Below are 15841 nucleotides of genomic sequence, written 5' to 3' on the forward strand. Positions count from 1 at the left end.
ACTCGAAAACGTTCAGTTCTCCGAGGAAGATAATACTGTAACTTTCACTGGAAATATCGTAGCTTCGACTCCATGCCATGTGATACAACACGAAGTTGAAGAAACCGAAGACAAGTACATCCTGAGCGTAAAAACTGTGAATGATCAACTTGGTTCTGACGGCAATGAATCGATTCAGGCCTGTGCAGAGGTACTGACAATGATAAAGTATGAGGCAGAATTCTCTGATGATGAGGCGTTTAGGCTTGAGGTCAGACAAAACAACGATACGATCAGAACGTTAAGCCATCCGGGAATCGGGGGACAAAATACGCCTTTACCAGGACCTGATGCAGATCTCTTCAGTTCACTGGAGAATCTCTATTCAGGGTTGTTCTGAATTCTTTCTTATTCTGCACAAAGTAAGAACTTTTTTAATTCTACATTGATATTAGTATTAATGTAAGGAGGTTATGCAATGGTAGCTGAAGATGCAAGTGTTACGAGCAAGGGTCAGGTCACAATTCCCAAGAATATAAGGAGTAAACTTGGTATTGGATCTGGTTCAAAAGTCTCCTTCATATTAAGAGATGGCGAGGTTGTTATGATTCCGAAGTCAGATAATCCTCTGGAGGAAATGCGGGAGATGCGTTCTGAGATAGCTTTCAGTAAGAAAGAGATTGATGATATGATAGAGGAATCAAATAGCAAGTGGGCTGATCAGAGATGATTTTCCTTGATTCCTGGATATGGTTGGAATTCTTTCAGGAAGACGAAAAATCTGCAGAGACAGAAAAGATAATAGAGAGTGTAGAGGATAATTCGGCTATAATTTCCGCGACAGTCTTGATGGAGGTAAGGTATCAGATTCAGAGAAAATACGGTCGTAGAAAGGCCGATAGATTAACCAGCCTAATACGGAGTTTTGACAATCTGGAAATAATGCCTGTTACAGAGGAGGTTGCAGTATATGCAGCCGATCTGCGTAACAAATACTACGAAAGACAGAAAAACGCGATTTCATACGCAGATTCGATTCATATTGCCATCACTGAGATGACCGGATGTAACAAGTTATATACTGGCGACCCAGATTTCAGCGATATCGAGGAAGTAGAAACCGAGATAATCTAGACAAGTGTTTTGATTTCTGCAGATCTACTGATTAGCAGAAACTACTTCTACAACATCAAGATGCTTAAGTTCATGGTTTGAGCCGATTTGTCGGTTCTCTCTGCAGTCGATACCATGTAAAAATCCTTCTCCTAGATCGCTGTGAATTGTGAATGCAAAGTCTTCCGCTGTTGCTCCTTCCGGAACCAGGAATACATCGGGTAGAATGTTGCCGTGTTCGTCGCCGAGTCCGTCCGCACCTCCGGGAAAAACTGCCATAACTCCGAGTTCATCGAACAGTGCGGTTTCCATGGCTTCCTGAACTCCTGTACCATCATAATTCTGTATGAAGTCTCTGATCTTCTCCAGTCCTTTCTCCTTCTCCTCGGATAGTTCGGTCCTTATTTCGAAGTCTTCATCACCCGGATAGTAATCCACTGCGTCCTCTTTCGCTGCGTTTTTCAGCGCTTTCTCGGCATGAGCAGAGCAAGGTATAATAATTAGATCCTCGTACTCTGAATCGTTGATAATTTCCTCATAGTTTTTCTGTGCTTTCTCTGTATCCATTTTATTAGCTGCAATCACCATTGGCTTGGTCTCTTTCCTGATAGTTCTCGCCAGTTGTTCACGATCTTCTTCATTCCAGTTTCCTGGTTCAAGTTCCAGCCCTAGGGACAGTATTATCTGTTTGATCTCGTTCTTGTTGGTCTTAAATGCTGACATCTGTTCTGCCAGCTCTTCCTCCAGTTTTGGTTCATGCTGACCTTTCTTATTCTTATATCTCTGGATTCCCTTTTCAAGTATCTCCAGGTACCACATATCCAGCTCGTTCTCCAGGAAATCAATGTCTTCCCGTGGATCATGTCCTTCCGTCGGTTCTCCTTCGATATCTGTTTCTCCAGAGAAATCCACTATATGAATCAGAACATCTGCCTCGTTGAGATCGGTCAGAAACTTGTTTCCAAGTCCTTTTCCTTCATGAGCGCCAGGAATAAGACCGGCGACATCCACCATTTTAATCGGTACATGTCTTGTACCGTTATGACAGAAACCTGTTCTAGGGTCACAGGACTCACTAAAATCCGGTGCTGCACAGTCTACCCGAACGTAAGCCTCTCCAACAGATGGCTCAATTGTTGTGAAGGGATAGTTTCCCTCTTCTACTGTATTCATTGTTGCAGCGTTGAAGAATGTTGATTTCCCAACCGAGGGTTTTCCAACTAATCCGATTTTGTAGGGCATGTTGAACCATCTCTTGAAAACTCTTTTTAAGTTCTCTTTTTGTGCTAGATCTGGGAGAAAAGAAAGCCTCTGCCATCGAGTTCTGTAATTAATAGGTGTAAAAAGACTATCAGAGATTAACTCCGAGGTCTCAAGTTATGGGAGAACCGATCCAATTTGGTTGGTAGAAACTGGTTGAGGACCGGATGATAAACTTATTTCCTAAATCTCCATTCTTAAATCATTTCGAAACATTAATGCAGACATGAGAAAGTTGAAACTCCCGGGAAGAGACAGGACCAGGCCCAGACTGGATGAAAATGATATCCGGTTAATCAAAGAACAGGGTATAGAAAAGGTGAAGCATGATGCAGAAAGGATTGTTGAGAGAAAACTGGAAGAACCCGAGTCAGATCCCATGATTCCAACCGCGGGGAACCCGGTTTACAAGGCTATGCATGCCTGCAACGCAACTTCTAGGGAACAGCTGTTTATGTCGCATAGGATCCAACCGGAGAAAGAACTGACAGATGCGCAGATAGAGTCTGTAAAGAATCTGTTAACCCGATGGATTGTCAGAGAATACAATTTCTATAGGGAGGAAGAGAGGGAGAAGCAGATAAAATTGAGAGATTTTTACAGCCGTCGTTAAAGGAATTTTTCCCTCTCCAGGTGTTCAACTACTTCATCTTTCTCGATTTCTTCTTCCTTCCCCGAATCCATATGTTTCATCGTTACCTGATCGTTTTCCAGGTCACGTTCTCCGACAATCAGCACTCTTTTCGCGTTGATCGAGTCAGCATAACCTAACTGTTCCCCAAAACCTCTTCCGGAGAGATCAGTTTCCACAGACAGTCCTTTCTCTCTTAATGTCGTTGCATACTTAAGTGCGGTGTCTCTCACGTTTTCACTTACTGAGAGAACATAGATATCAGTCTCAACCTCTTTCAGAGGCCATTGATCCTCCTTCTTGAGAAGTTCCACAGTAGTGGAGTATCCGAAGGCAAAGCCAACCGCCGGTACTTCCTGGCTCCCAAAAATACCGACCAGTTCATCGTATCTTCCCCCACCGAATAATGCTCGAAGATCTCCTTCATCGTCAAATGCCTCGAAAACCAGTCCAGTATAGTAAGCGAGTCCTCTAACAATCGATAGATCAAGGCGGCATTGATCCGCTACATCGTAGGATTCAAGGGCTTCGGAGAGATTCTCCATTCTATCTACCGATTCCTGTGCTTCTTCCGGTGCTTTTTCCCTTAACTCACCTATCTGTTCGCTTATCGGACCTGAGATTCCGGTTAAATCATCGATTTTCTCTGCCTTTCCGGAGTCTACTCCTGTCTCTTCCATCTCTTTGAGGAATTCTTCAGTACTTATTTTCTCCTTGTCGTCAATTACCTGCATTACCTCCTCAGTGTTCTCTACTCCGTGAGCTTCAAGCATTGACTCGAGAAGATTTCTGTCGTTCAGCTGGAACCTTACCCGATCCGTTAGATCAAGTTTTTCATATATTCTTGCGGCTGCTGCGATTACCTCGGCATCGGCCTCAACTGATTCAATTCCGAAGATGTCAAAGTCTCCTTGGAAGAACTCTCTATCTCGACCTTTCTGGACGTTCTCGTACCTCCATCTTTTGGATGTGTCATACCATTTGATCGGTGTCTTCAAATCCTTTCTCTGCTGAACCAAACGGGCCCGTGTAGGAGTCTGCTCCGGTGTGAGTGATACCTCCCGATTACCCTTATCTTCAAAACTGTACATCTGATCCATCAGTTCATCGCCAGACTTCACTCTGTAAAGATCAGCTTTCTCCAGGTTCGGAGTATCTATCTGTCTGAAGCCGAACTCCTCAGCTGTTTCATCCACTACTTCAATCAGTTTCTTCCAGCTGCTCCATTCATCCGGGTACCGGTCATAAAATCCTTTCAGGCTCTGAATCTCTGTCATATTTTGATTTCCTCTAATTGAAGATTCTATCCTCTACCTTTTCAAGTCTTACCGATTTGAGTTTTTTGGATTTGGGAATAAATTTCCTTAGTCATATTCCGATCCACATTTTTAGGATATCTTATATTGGGTTTTCTTTGCTTCTGGGGCCGTCTTTCAGTAACAAGCATTCCTCTAGTATTTGTTCCTTTTGTCTCTACTACCGCATTAGTTTTTCTGAAATCTGCAATTTTCGGATTAACTGAGATTGCAGCAGCAAGAGGGTCATACATCACAGCTCCTTCAAAAATACTGTTCTCACGGTAATATCGTATATAGGGTTTGAAAATGGTTTCGTACTTAGAATTGTCGAATAGGTTTTTCATTTTCTTTCTTGAAATTTGCACTTCTCTGCAGGCGTTAACAGGCACTATTTTTGTGTCTTGAAGAGAGTTTTGAATTACGGTGTTAGCTGCTTTTGGATCCACCCAGAAGTTAAACTCGGCAACTCTGTTTACGTTTCCGAAAGTATTTATTGCTCCTCCCATTACTGTTACGGAATTATATTTACTGAGTACATCTTGTTTTCTGTTTACAGCCTTTGCAATATTTGTGAGAGGTCCTAAAGTAAGGAGATCGGTGTCTGAATTAGCATTTTCTATTATTGCTTCTACAGCATTTCCATTCGAGTAATTATATTCTTCAGATACCTCTAGATCGCCTAAACCGTTTTCTCCATGGCTTTCCGCTGTTTCAAGTTCTCTGCTTAGAGGTTTTTCTGATCCTCTGTAAACAGGCGATTCAATATCTGCTAATTCAGTAAGATAGTTCGCATTTTTCAGACAGTTTCCTTGTGTGCTATTACCTGCTGCAACTGTGATAGACTCTATCTCAACCTCTTCCATAGAAGAGAGGTATAGAAGGGCGAGAGCATCGTCAATCCCAGGATCGGTATCGACAACTAAACCTGTCATTTCTTGCTCTCCTCCAATGGCTGTGAAAGATCTTCAATTTTTCCTCTACATCTATCAATTTCTTCTTCAACCCTTTCTTCTTCTCCCTCAAGTATGTAACCAATCATCCTTGAGTATTCTTGGTTTAAAGGTCTGTAGTCAACCCACTTGGATCCGTTCTCTTCATATGGTTCACGAACTACCTCACCCAGAACCTCACTTCCTCCGTCCCGGTATAATACTTCCGTACCATCAACTTCGTCAATCTCAGGTTTTTCTTTTCGTTTACTTTTGGGATTGAGGTGCCCTCCAAAAGTAACAATTCGAGATTTGTAGGGTTCTCTCCTGACATTATCCATCCAAGACCACCTCTAAAAAATCGTCCGAGTAACTGAAACTCTTCACGAAATTCAGGCTGGATAGAAGTTTAATTGCTTCTTCTCTGTTTTCTACTTGTTTCTGGATGACTCTGGTAGAGTTTAGGGACAGTGATATCCGGTCGCCCTGAGAAATTCCTAGTTTCTTCCTGATTCTTGCAGGTATAGTGACTCTACCCTTGGAGTCTACCCTTGCTTTCCAGGTGAACGCAGCCACCTGAGGTTAGAAGAGAGCTGGAGCTGTTTAAACTGGTTTTAGAATTTTGTTCTGATAGATCGTTGTTTGTGAACATATTCACCTTTCATTATAGATCACGTCTGTAGGATACGGTATGTACCATGACTTATAAACCGATTTGGGAGAAGAGTGGGATAGAATCGGAGCTGATAGTTTTTTGCTAAGTCATAGAGATCATCCTATACTGACCAAGACCTTCAATAGGTTGAAGAACTGCTTAACAGTATGAATATGGATCAAGGTTTATTGGAGGAGCCATCACTTAATAATCAGTTTCCGGAATCTATTCTACATGGGAGATTTTTCGGAACACGTTCTGTTCGGTTTCTTGACCGCTGTATTGATTGCTTTCTTGACGAAGAATATGTTCAGCTTCAATCCATTTGAATCAGTTGCATCGGTTATCGCGGTATTTATGGGTTCTGTCTTACCTGATGTTGATCACAAGAATTCCTATGTTCATAGAGCGGCCAAAGCAGTAGTCTCACTGGTATCAGCCTCAGTTGTATTTTTCCTTCCCGTGAGTGTTCAATACCAATATCTGTTGTATGTAGTTATACTTCTATCTGTCTACTGGAGCATTGGCATGATGGAGATCAGGCACAGAGGATTCACTCATTCAATCTCTTTCTGTGCTATGACAGCGTGTACTGGTGCAACGGTGTCAGTTCTGACACTTGGAAGCGCTCTACCAGGTGTAGCTTTAGGAATAGGTCTTCTCTCCCACCTGATTTTGGATGAAGAGTTCAAGATGGATTAGCTAGTCTATGTCTGCTACGTCTTCCATCGTTGCTTTACGGTTATCAACGCTGTCTCCTGTATCGTAATTTGTAACCTCTGGATTGGTGTAGAGTGTGATGTCGAACTTCTTCGCCAGTTTCTCCGCCAGCGATTTATCAGGTTTCAGATCCTCTTTTTCTATCTTTGCTATAAGAGATTCCTTCTCGTTGAGATCATCTGCCACCTCCTCGATAGATAGTTGCTGTCCTTCTCGGGCTTCCTTGAGTTTTTCTCCGTATCCGTTTACCAGTGTATCTTCTTTGGTTCTTCTGGTTGTCGACTTCTTTTTCTTCCGTTTCTTCTTCGACCCGGTCGCTACTTCCTCACCCATTTCCGCACATGAATCACATGCTTTCAGAGTTGCTTCTTCGATTTTAACTTTTTTTAGAGAATCAACGTCTCTTCCACATAGTTCACATGATGCCATTTTAGTGGTTCACTTCAAAGTTGGAATATGTTTGGATGTTTGCAATTGTGGCTTGTTAATGAAAGTTTATTAACCTATTACAGGCTTCACTTCTACCTACTGTATATCAGGTCGAGTTTACTCAATGTATAGCAGTAAGACATTCCTACGGCCGAGAGAGCAAGTAAACGCTTTTAGATGCAAACAGTGCAGTATTTGAGTCTGTCAAATTGATTATACTTGGTTCATCATATCTGGTACCTTTGGCAGTTCTCTACGGAATTATAGGCTGTTAACGCGAGTCAAACAGAGGAGGCTTTAAAACCTTCTCTACCTTTACTTTTTTATGTTTCTGTAGTAAAACCTTTCAGGCTGGCGCTGGCAACCCATTTTTCAGGTAGAAAAAGCCATACCTATAAAAAAGAGGCCAGTTAATACTTTCTTGGTTGATTACCATGGTAGATGTACTTAAGAAATCAGGCGTCCGAGACGCTGCACACGGAGTCAACGTCGGCTCCGACTTCTATGATGCACTTGATGATGAGGTAAAAGAACACATCGAGAGAGCTGTAGAAAGAGCAGAAGCAAACGGACGCAGAACAGTCAAAGCAAGAGACGTGTAATAGCGTTCTTGCTCTAAACCCAATTTTCTTCTCTTTCTTATTTTTGATTCACCTGTATTTACGGTTAGACCAAGTTTACACTATTTTAATTTTAGGTCATTTGTCAAGAGAGGGGTTTGAGGAAGGTGAATCTGTAGATACGATGATAAATAAATAATAGACAGTTTTCCCAATTAAGTATTAAGGATGAAAATACGAGATGCAAAGCCGGAAGATGCGGGGATATTCAGCAGGCTGCTGAGCAGACCTGGAAAGAGACCTACATAGAGATACTGGATCGGGACACTATTGATAGAATAATTAATGACTGGTATGAGGAGGATAGCCTAAAGCAGGATATTGAGGAGTCAGATCATTTCTACATTGTTGAGGTTGAAGGTGAACTGGCAGGATTTATCCATGCATCTGTTGAAAATACGGTTGCGAAGTTGCATAGGCTTTACATCTATCCTGATTACTGGCGGCAAGTATTTGGAACCGAGCTTTATTACGAAGTAGAGGAGAAGCTTTCTTCTATAATTGATAAAGTGCGGTTGAAAGTTATACCTGAGAATGATCTTGCTGTCCGGTTTTATCACGAGATTGGCTTTGAAACAGTAGAGGAGGAGAAAACAGAGCTTAAAGGGGAAGAAGTTGAGCAGGAAGTAATGGAGAAGGATATAGACTAGAGCTCCTCTTTCCGTCTTTCCATTTCTTCGAGATGTGTTTCTACTTTGTTGAGTGCTTCTCGAAGTTCTTCGACAGTGTTAAGGTTCTCGATTGGAAGCCTTCCCAGGTCCCCGTCGTTAATCGCTATTATTGCCTTTCCATCATCGGTTTTTACCGTGAACTCTAGGACATCGTACGGCCCTTCGCTGAATTCGTGTAGTATCTCTGTCATAGTATATAATTAGCTGAGAGGGTTTTATGTGTTCTGGATAAGTTTCTCCGATTTCTTCAGTACATTCTCAGCGCCTTTTTCAGTGTTTGATTCAGCTGTTATTCTAAGCTTATGGGAGGAACCTGAGGAACGTATCAGAACCCGGGAATTATCGGTCTGAAACTTTATTCCGTCGATTTCTGAAATAATCTTGAACCTTTTCTTCACTTCTTTCTTCACCTTTTCCATAGAACTGTATTTGTCATCGACTTCTATGCTTTTCTTCATGATACTTATATCCGGAAGCTTCTTTTTGATCTCATTAAGGTTTGATCCAGCGATCATTGCGGCTGCGAGGGTTCCTGAGTTGTATGGAACAAACTGTGTGAAGCAGTAGTGGCCATTAGGTTCTCCGGACAGTTTTGCTCCTGTTCCGATTGTTCTGTCGATAACGAATGGATCGCCGACCTGTGTGTATTCTATCTCGCCGTGTTTCTCTGCTGTTTCCTCAATTATTTCTGTGGAGTCGATTGAGGCAACTACCTTTTCCGGTTTCATTACCTCGATCAGTACTGCAAATATTTCATCGCCGGAAAGCCATTCGTCCTGATAGTAGATAGCTATTCTGTCAGCATCCATATCGGTTGCGATACCCATATCCGATCCTGTTTCCTCCACTTTTCTCTCGATATGTCTCAAGTTTTCAGGCTTCGGGTCTGGAGGATCTATCTTCGGCTTGTCACCGGAGAGATTGATTACTTCTGCTCCCAATGTTTCCAGTAGTTCCCCTGCCCGACTTGATTTTATACCCCCAAGATTATCAAGCACGATTTTCCGTTCAGTATCCTGAAAGTGTTTCAGGGTGAAATCCTCTGCCGCGTCAAGGTACTTGCTGTAGTATGTTTTTTCGATTTCCGCTCCATCTTCTTCTCTCTGAAAGCTGTTTTCCCGGAATATCTGCTTTAAACAATCCAAATCCTTGTTCATGAAACCATTTCCTTCGGGGTATACAAGTTTGAACCCATTGAATTCAAGCTTCATATGAGAAGATGTTACCTGAATACCGACTGAATTTTCCTCTACGGAAGAGAACGCCAGGTAATCAGTAGATCCTGTACCAGAGTCAACTACATAAACTCCGCCGTTTTTTATACCTCTTATCAGCGATTTCTTCAGGTTGTCTGAGGTTTCTTTAGGATCTTTGCAAACTACTACCTGTTTTTCCCATGTTCTTTTCCTTACCAGTTTTGCAACTGATCTTCCCAGTCGATAGGCAAAATATTCATTGACTTCTTCAGGGTATTTTCCTCTTACATCGTATCTTTTGAACACTTTCTTGTACTCCGGGATATTAAGATATTCAATAACTTTCTCCATTCCTTCTTTCTGCCTGTCAATCAGTAGACCGGGAAGATCTATTCTCTCCAGTTCTTCCTTCCAGTCATCGACCAAAAAATCAATACCTCTCACATCTTTTGATCCATCTGTAACTATCTCGTAGCCGTCGAAGTATTCCAGTGCTCCTGAGTACTCCAGCTTCTCTTTCTGTAAAACAGGATCGCCTCGGGTGACAATGATTAGTTCATGTTTATCTTTCAGTTTCTCAAGCTTCTCCACATCGCTGTAGAGATACTCCTCGCATTTTCTCATCTCTGCCAGAAGTTTTTCCTCCTCTACGCCAAGTAACTTGGCATGTTTCTCTAGATTGTAGTAATTATCCTTCTTGGCCTGATCATAGGTTTCATTGAACTCTGGGAACTTCTCTGTTAAGTTTTTCTTGAACCCGTCTGTGTCGAATAGAACCCGATCGAAATCTATTCCTATCTTCACAGAGTATCCCCGTCTCTCAATGTTGTTTCTGACGGAATATTATCATCGACTTTCTCTCCGCTGTCAGTCACTGATTTATAACCTATTTTCCGGCCAGGCTTGATCGAATTGTTTACACCGATTTTTGCCTCAGATCCTACAATTGCTCCCATTTTCTCTCTTCCGGTGTCATGTATTTCTCCCTTTACTTTCATCCTGACGGTTTTTTCCTTCCCGAGTAGGTTGGCGGTCTTTGTTCCGGCTCCGATGTTGACGTTCTTCCCGATGTAGGAGTCTCCGATATAACTGAAATGCGGGACCGCAGAACCTTCTCTTATCACCGAGTTCTTGATCTCTGAGTTTCCGATTTCAACATTTTCTTCCAGAACGGTTCCCGGCCTAATGTGGCTGTTCAGTCCGATCTCACAGCCCGATTTTATGATTGCAGGTCCTTCAATAACACAGTTTTTGTCTATCTCTACATCTCCTTCAATCCGGACTTCTCCGCGTACAGCTGTTGATTCAGGTACCTCTGACTGGATCTTCTTGTGAAAATCTAGAAGTTCTCCGTTTGCGTTAATCAACTGCCATGGATAACTGCAGGGAAGCCATCTGTCGGCTCTTACCATTTCAACGGTTGTCTCCTGGATATACTGTTTCAGTGCGTCCGTTATCTCGTATTCTCCACGTTTCGACTTTTCTACCTTTTCAAGCAGATCGAAGAAATCTACATCTACAGAAAAGCAGCCGGTATTAACAAGACTGGAAGGTGGATTGTCAGGTTTTTCTACAAGGCCGTTAATCTCTCCATCACTCTCGCTGTAAACTCCGTAATTACCCGGTTTTTCCGCCTCTGCTGCAAGAACCGAGTTACCTCCCTCAATTACTTTTTGGATGCTTCCGCCATAGATATCATCTCCGTTCATTATAACAGCTGATTCCTCAATGAATTCACGGACCTGAACTGCAGCGTCTGCGGTTCCCCGAGCTTCTTCCTGCTCAATTACTTTTACATCGGTAGCCGAGAAGTATTCCTGAAACTGTTCTATCCTATAGCCGGCGACCACCAATATTTCATTGACATAGCTATCTATGAGATCAATATTGTGCTGTATTATCGGTTTACCGGCTACCGGGAGAAGCGGTTTTGGTGTGTCTTCTGTGAGAGGTTTCATCCTCGTTCCCTTTCCCGCCGCGAGAATTACTGCTTTCATCTTTATCCTTTGTTTTGTTAGAAAGCTTTCTTTACAGTTTCTATTTACTGATCTCTCCTAGATCGGTTCTCGCATCCGGTACGAACTTGACGCCGTAGATCGAATTGTTCATCTCAACAAAGCTTCTTGGCCCGATAAATGATTCCTTGATGGTGGTGTTTGACTTGATATCGGATTCTTCCCCGAGAATACAGTCCTCTAAGTGAGTCAATGGGTCGATGATATTTTTCTCGAATAGTAGGGATTTATCTACTGAAGCGCCACGGAGCCGGCTATTTCTCGTTACCGTGGAGTCTCTGATCAGAGTGTTTGAGCCGATTACACTGTTCCTGCCGATAAATGTTTTTCCCTCAATTACAGCTCCTGGATTGATCTGAGCGTTCTTCTCTATAATTATCTCTCCGTCTATAACTGCATCTCCATGCACTTGCGCGTCTTCATGTATATCTGTTTTAAGTATCTCGTTTTCCCGTTTTACACGGTCGGCTTTCCAGAGTTTCCGGTTTGATCCTATGTCTATCCAGTAGTTCTCCACCATTTCAAACCTGACATCCTGTTCCTCTACCATTTTCTGGACTGCATAGGTCAGCTCTTTTTCGCCCTCCATCTCATCCAGAATGCTGAATATTTCCGGGTTGAAAACGTATATACCTGTGTTGACGAGAGGGTTTTCCGGTTCCTCTGGTTTCTCGGTTATACGCTCTACTTTGTCGTTCTTTATGCTGAGAACTCCGAACTTTTCCGGGCTTTCCTCTGTTGCAGCCAGTATAGTTGAACTTGAGTTGTTTTCCCGGTGCTTTTCCAGAAGTGCGGAGATATCTTCTCCCGATGTTACGACATCTCCATTGATCACAATGAAGTCTTCTTCAATGAAACTGCAGGTCTCTACTGCTCCGCCTGTACCGTTCAGTTCCTCCTGTGTAACGATGTTAACATTTGTATATTCGTCGAACTCTTCTCTGAAGTCTTCCTCTCTGTGGTTTGCGACTATGTAAATATCATCTACTTCTTGGCTCTGAAGATCGGAGATCAAATGTTTGACGATCGGTTTTCCCATTACCGGTATCATCCCGGTTGGCTTTGACTCAGTAAACGGGTATAGGGATTCTTCTTTCTTGGCACATGGTATAACAGCTTTCATTGGTTTATCCTGCTATTTTCTCAGATTCTTCAGCTTCAATAACTTTTCTGTCCTCCACAATGAGGCTTCTGATTTTTTCCTGTGCTTTTTCCAGTTCGGAGTAGTAGTCTCTATCGTATCTTATTGTATCTTTGATATCGAATATGGCGTTCATGAAGATGTCAATTTCTTTTTCTGAAATAATTTCCACGTCTTTACCTGATGCGTGGAAAACCGCTTTTTCCAGGACGCGGTAGAGCTGGTCATGAAGATAGTTCTCGGTTTCAATTTCCTCGCCTGTGTCTAGATTAAACAAACTTCCGCTCATCATATCTCCGGCTAAGTCTTTTTCACCTCTGATTATGAAGAACCGGGCTTCCTCGTTTACGTATGCCTTACCGTTCATCTCGGAAAAGTTGCGTTTGAAGAATCTGTGACCGGTTTTCTCCTCAAGTGACTGTGAGGCGAACATTGCTTCCTCACTTAATCCCATCCAGCTGGAATGGAGTTTCAGCTCTGTATCATCAGCTTTAAACAGGGCCTGTGTCATTCCTGTCGATGTTTCCGAATTAATTCTATCGGTGTGGCCGCTGTAAACCCCGGTAAATCTTTCACCATCCGTAGTCCTAGGGTGGAAGTACCGGCATTCGACATCTTTCAATTCAAGGTCTATACTGTTTCCGGCTTTCTCCAGTACATCGAGGGTGTAAATTTCATTTATCATCTTGTCCAGTATATCTCCGCCTTTCACTCCAAGCCTTGCAGCGTTGTCGATAGCCTTTTCAATTCCTACGGAACTCTCCCTGAAGGTCTCAATCTTCTCAATATTCTTATCCTGTACGAGTTCCATAGCTTTCTTTACCGTCGGGTTCTCTCTTTCAATGAAATCTACTTTCCACATTGCATTTCCCTTCTCTGAGAGTCTTTTCTCTCTAATATGTTCTCCTCGGTTCATTGACGGCGGTTTCTCTGCTAGATGGAAAAAATTATGTTGCATCGATTTGTAGATATTCTCTGAGTGATCCGTGGCTGGCCCTGCATCATAAACCATAAGCTCTGTTCCAGTACCCGAGTTTTGTTCGGCGTTTGAGTACATTTCCTCTGTTCGCTGGAATGTCTCAATCTCAATATCGTTTATTTCAGCGAATTTCTCAGCGCTTTCCAGCCTTTCAAAATCCTTGTCACACACACCGCATAGCTCAATTTTCTCGAACTCACGTGAAAGCTCCACCAGTTTGTCGAACCCATGTCTTCCAAAGTCGTCAAGCCCTATCTGATAGATTTTTACCTTATCCATGAATGAGAATTAGGAAACTGATGTGTTTAAAATGAACGGCTCGGGGAAGGTGTTTCACCTTTCGACCTTTTTCTCCCGTGCCACTTTAAGAGCGGCTTGGTAATGACGTACACAGAATACGGAGATATCCTCGTCCGTCTCGTGTACGTGCACCCCTCGCATTTCACAGTTGTTTATACTACAGCTCACCACACACCACTATGTTGTCATTGATCAGTAAATAATATAAATTGGAAGGTAGTTTCGGCTCTGCACAATAAAGGTATCTATTCCTGTATGGGTATTTCATCCACATAATTTTGGAATTCTGGTTGAACACCGAGTATATGAACCCACTACTGTAAGCTTTGGCCGTTGAAACTTCTCGTATCTCAAAATGGCGAAGAACTGTTCCAAGAAGATTGCTTGGGAAAGTAAGGATCAGATAAACTCCATACAGCGGCGGTTAATCGGACAAATCAAGGCACGATTATCTTCGCTTGTTCAACCTTGCTCGATGCCTGCAATTTGTTGTATAGCTGTTTTACTTTACCTGCTTCTCCGTGTAGCATAAATACTTCCAGACATTTGTGTTCGTCCATATGATTGTGGAGTTGAGTCGTAATCGTTTCCTGGTAGTCGTGCTGTATATCGTCGATTTCTCCTGAATCTTCGTCCTTATGAGTTACAATTACTACAGCATCTACTATTCCCTCAAGATCTGATATTTCTTTTCTGTCTCTGAGTAATGCTCTGACAGCTGTTCTCATAACTTCACTTCTACCTGAGAAACCTTGTTCGTCCATAAAGTCGTCAATATCTTCAAGCAGTGTATCGTTCAGTGATACGCTTACAACACTCATATTGTTACATTTTTCTACTAATTTTATTAAGAATTGTTAATCATTGCTCGTGCCCAAAACAGGCGTTTATCAGTAAAGAGTAAGATGTTCATAAAACGGATTTTCGCCAACTGTAAATATAACTAATCAGATCTGAATTGATCTTGTATAGATAGTTATTTTACTGTTCAGGAATTCTCAAGAAGGAATAAGAAAAAGAATTTCTAGTTGGCTAGTCCTACATAATGTGGTTCTGCCATCGAGAATAAGCCAACCGGGCTGACTCGAAGTTCCATTGAGTCAGTGTCTGCTGATTCTGGGACATCGTATGCTACATTCCCATCTACTTGGACCCCTGGATTGAGTTGTTCAAATGTAAAGCTATCTTCCATGTAAGCCCACGCTTCTGAGCTTGTACTATATTCTGCTTCATCAATCATTAGCTTCAAACTTGACTCTCTCATCCTAATCGCTTCATTTGCCTCATTCATTACAGTCATATCTACAAGTATAAACTTTCCATCTGCTTCCACTCCTATCAATGTGCCATAACTTCGTTCTCCTATCTCTTTTCTTGTTTTCACGCCATTTACCTGATATCTGACATCTCCGACTGTGAACTCATCACCTATTGAGTGTGTACGGCTTTCTTTAGTGTTCTGGGATTCTTGTTCATTTTCTGAATTTACCTGTTTATTTGATGGCTGTTCTTCTTTTTCCGACTCATTTTGCTGATTATTAGAGTCTTGCGTAGGTTGCTCCTGCTGATTATCTGCCTTCGATGTCGTAGCTGAAGTTCCTGTACTATCTTGAGTAATAGCTGCTCCTAGTCCGATTCCCACAAATGCTATCAATACTACAACCCATCTTGAAAATTTTATACCCAATCTATCATCTATTCCTTGTCTAACATTAGGTATTAGAAATATTCCTGTTATGAAGTAGATTATTGCTGCCGGTACGCTCATTGTGAGGGAGCCAAGCCCTGCGAGAATCAGTAGGATGCCAAAGCCCCAACTAGCCATGTTGCTCAGTTTTATGTTCACATTCTCTATTTAGGAATTGAAGCTTATAAAGTGGTACGCCATGATGTACGATAGCTGTA

Annotated in this window: 20 protein-coding genes; 7 read left to right on the forward strand and 13 right to left on the reverse strand. The window is 42.3% G+C overall.

Annotated features, from left to right (window positions below):
* Positions 1-79: 79 nt before the first annotated feature.
* From BRC29_03185 to BRC29_03195, 3 genes are all read left to right on the forward strand, one after another.
* Complete coding sequence (locus BRC29_03185) at positions 80-379, forward strand: hypothetical protein (protein PSG99105.1); 300 nt, start codon at positions 80-82, stop codon at positions 377-379.
* Positions 380-457: 78 nt separating this feature from the next.
* Positions 458-709: an AbrB family transcriptional regulator gene (locus BRC29_03190; GenBank protein ID PSG99106.1), complete on the forward strand. Its 252-nt coding sequence runs from the start codon at positions 458-460 to the stop codon at positions 707-709.
* The gene (locus BRC29_03195; GenBank protein ID PSG99107.1) at positions 706-1113 is read left to right on the forward strand and encodes a VapC toxin family PIN domain ribonuclease; all 408 of its coding nucleotides are present in this window, start codon (positions 706-708) and stop codon (positions 1111-1113) included. Before BRC29_03190 ends, BRC29_03195 begins: the two co-directional genes overlap by 4 nt.
* Positions 1114-1137: 24 nt before the next feature.
* Here the strand turns inward: BRC29_03195 and BRC29_03200 are convergent, their stop codons facing one another.
* Positions 1138-2334 (reverse strand): GTPase, encoded by a 1197-nt coding sequence (locus BRC29_03200; protein ID PSG99108.1) that lies wholly within the window; start codon positions 2332-2334, stop codon positions 1138-1140.
* A gap of 244 nt (positions 2335-2578) precedes the next feature.
* Between BRC29_03200 and BRC29_03205 the strand changes: the two genes are divergently transcribed.
* A complete protein-coding gene (locus BRC29_03205; protein ID PSG99109.1) occupies positions 2579-2965 on the forward strand; it encodes a hypothetical protein in 387 nt (128 codons plus the stop codon).
* Here the strand turns inward: BRC29_03205 and BRC29_03210 are convergent.
* The 4 genes from BRC29_03210 to BRC29_03225 are packed head-to-tail and all read right to left on the reverse strand — an operon-like array spanning position 2962 to position 5786.
* Entirely contained in the window at positions 2962-4260 is a 1299-nt protein-coding gene (locus BRC29_03210; GenBank protein ID PSG99110.1) for a histidine--tRNA ligase, read from the reverse strand. The genes BRC29_03205 and BRC29_03210 overlap by 4 nt on opposite strands.
* Before the next feature lie 41 nt (positions 4261-4301).
* Positions 4302-5213 (reverse strand): hypothetical protein, encoded by a 912-nt coding sequence (locus BRC29_03215; GenBank protein PSG99111.1) that lies wholly within the window; start codon positions 5211-5213, stop codon positions 4302-4304.
* The gene (locus BRC29_03220; protein PSG99112.1) at positions 5210-5551 is read right to left on the reverse strand and encodes a hypothetical protein; all 342 of its coding nucleotides are present in this window, start codon (positions 5549-5551) and stop codon (positions 5210-5212) included. The genes BRC29_03215 and BRC29_03220 overlap by 4 nt, the downstream gene beginning before the upstream one ends.
* Positions 5544-5786, reverse strand: coding sequence for a hypothetical protein (locus tag BRC29_03225; protein PSG99113.1), 243 nt, complete (start codon positions 5784-5786; stop codon positions 5544-5546). The genes BRC29_03220 and BRC29_03225 overlap by 8 nt, the downstream gene beginning before the upstream one ends.
* A gap of 313 nt (positions 5787-6099) precedes the next feature.
* On the opposite strand from BRC29_03225, the gene BRC29_03230 reads away from it, so the two are divergent.
* Positions 6100-6567, forward strand: a complete 468-nt coding sequence (locus BRC29_03230; GenBank protein ID PSG99114.1) for a hypothetical protein — start codon at positions 6100-6102, stop codon at positions 6565-6567.
* Here BRC29_03230 and BRC29_03235 read toward each other — a convergent pair whose 3' ends face one another.
* The gene (locus tag BRC29_03235; GenBank protein ID PSG99115.1) at positions 6568-7014 is read right to left on the reverse strand and encodes a TIGR00270 family protein; all 447 of its coding nucleotides are present in this window, start codon (positions 7012-7014) and stop codon (positions 6568-6570) included.
* A gap of 434 nt (positions 7015-7448) precedes the next feature.
* Between BRC29_03235 and BRC29_03240 the strand changes: the two genes are divergently transcribed.
* Positions 7449-7616 (forward strand): DUF1931 domain-containing protein, encoded by a 168-nt coding sequence (locus BRC29_03240; GenBank protein PSG99116.1) that lies wholly within the window; start codon positions 7449-7451, stop codon positions 7614-7616.
* Between the two features lie 149 nt (positions 7617-7765).
* Positions 7766-8284, forward strand: a complete 519-nt coding sequence (locus BRC29_03245; protein PSG99117.1) for a hypothetical protein — start codon at positions 7766-7768, stop codon at positions 8282-8284.
* On the opposite strand, the gene BRC29_03250 is transcribed toward BRC29_03245, so the two are convergent.
* The 7 genes from BRC29_03250 to BRC29_03280 form a co-directional block, all read right to left on the reverse strand.
* A complete protein-coding gene (locus BRC29_03250) occupies positions 8281-8496 on the reverse strand; it encodes a hypothetical protein (protein PSG99118.1) in 216 nt (71 codons plus the stop codon). The genes BRC29_03245 and BRC29_03250 overlap by 4 nt on opposite strands.
* A 24-nt stretch (positions 8497-8520) precedes the next feature.
* Positions 8521-10305 carry a hypothetical protein gene (locus tag BRC29_03255; GenBank protein PSG99119.1) on the reverse strand — a complete coding sequence of 595 codons (1785 nt, stop codon included), beginning with the start codon at positions 10303-10305 and terminating at the stop codon, positions 8521-8523.
* Positions 10302-11498, reverse strand: coding sequence for a glucose-1-phosphate thymidylyltransferase (locus BRC29_03260; GenBank protein PSG99120.1), 1197 nt, complete (start codon positions 11496-11498; stop codon positions 10302-10304). Before BRC29_03260 ends, BRC29_03255 begins: the two co-directional genes overlap by 4 nt.
* A gap of 40 nt (positions 11499-11538) precedes the next feature.
* Positions 11539-12639 (reverse strand): hypothetical protein, encoded by a 1101-nt coding sequence (locus BRC29_03265; GenBank protein PSG99121.1) that lies wholly within the window; start codon positions 12637-12639, stop codon positions 11539-11541.
* A 4-nt stretch (positions 12640-12643) separates the two neighbouring features.
* Positions 12644-13915: a hypothetical protein gene (locus BRC29_03270; protein PSG99122.1), complete on the reverse strand. Its 1272-nt coding sequence runs from the start codon at positions 13913-13915 to the stop codon at positions 12644-12646.
* Positions 13916-14373: 458 nt separating this feature from the next.
* Positions 14374-14757, reverse strand: a complete 384-nt coding sequence (locus tag BRC29_03275) for a nickel-responsive regulator 1 (protein ID PSG99123.1) — start codon at positions 14755-14757, stop codon at positions 14374-14376.
* A gap of 203 nt (positions 14758-14960) precedes the next feature.
* Complete coding sequence (locus tag BRC29_03280) at positions 14961-15761, reverse strand: hypothetical protein (GenBank protein PSG99124.1); 801 nt, start codon at positions 15759-15761, stop codon at positions 14961-14963.
* Positions 15762-15841 lie beyond the last annotated feature (80 nt).

The sequence above is a fragment of the Nanohaloarchaea archaeon SW_7_43_1 genome, assembly GCA_003009795.1.
Lineage (GTDB): Archaea > Nanohalarchaeota > Nanosalinia > Nanosalinales > Nanosalinaceae > SW-4-43-9.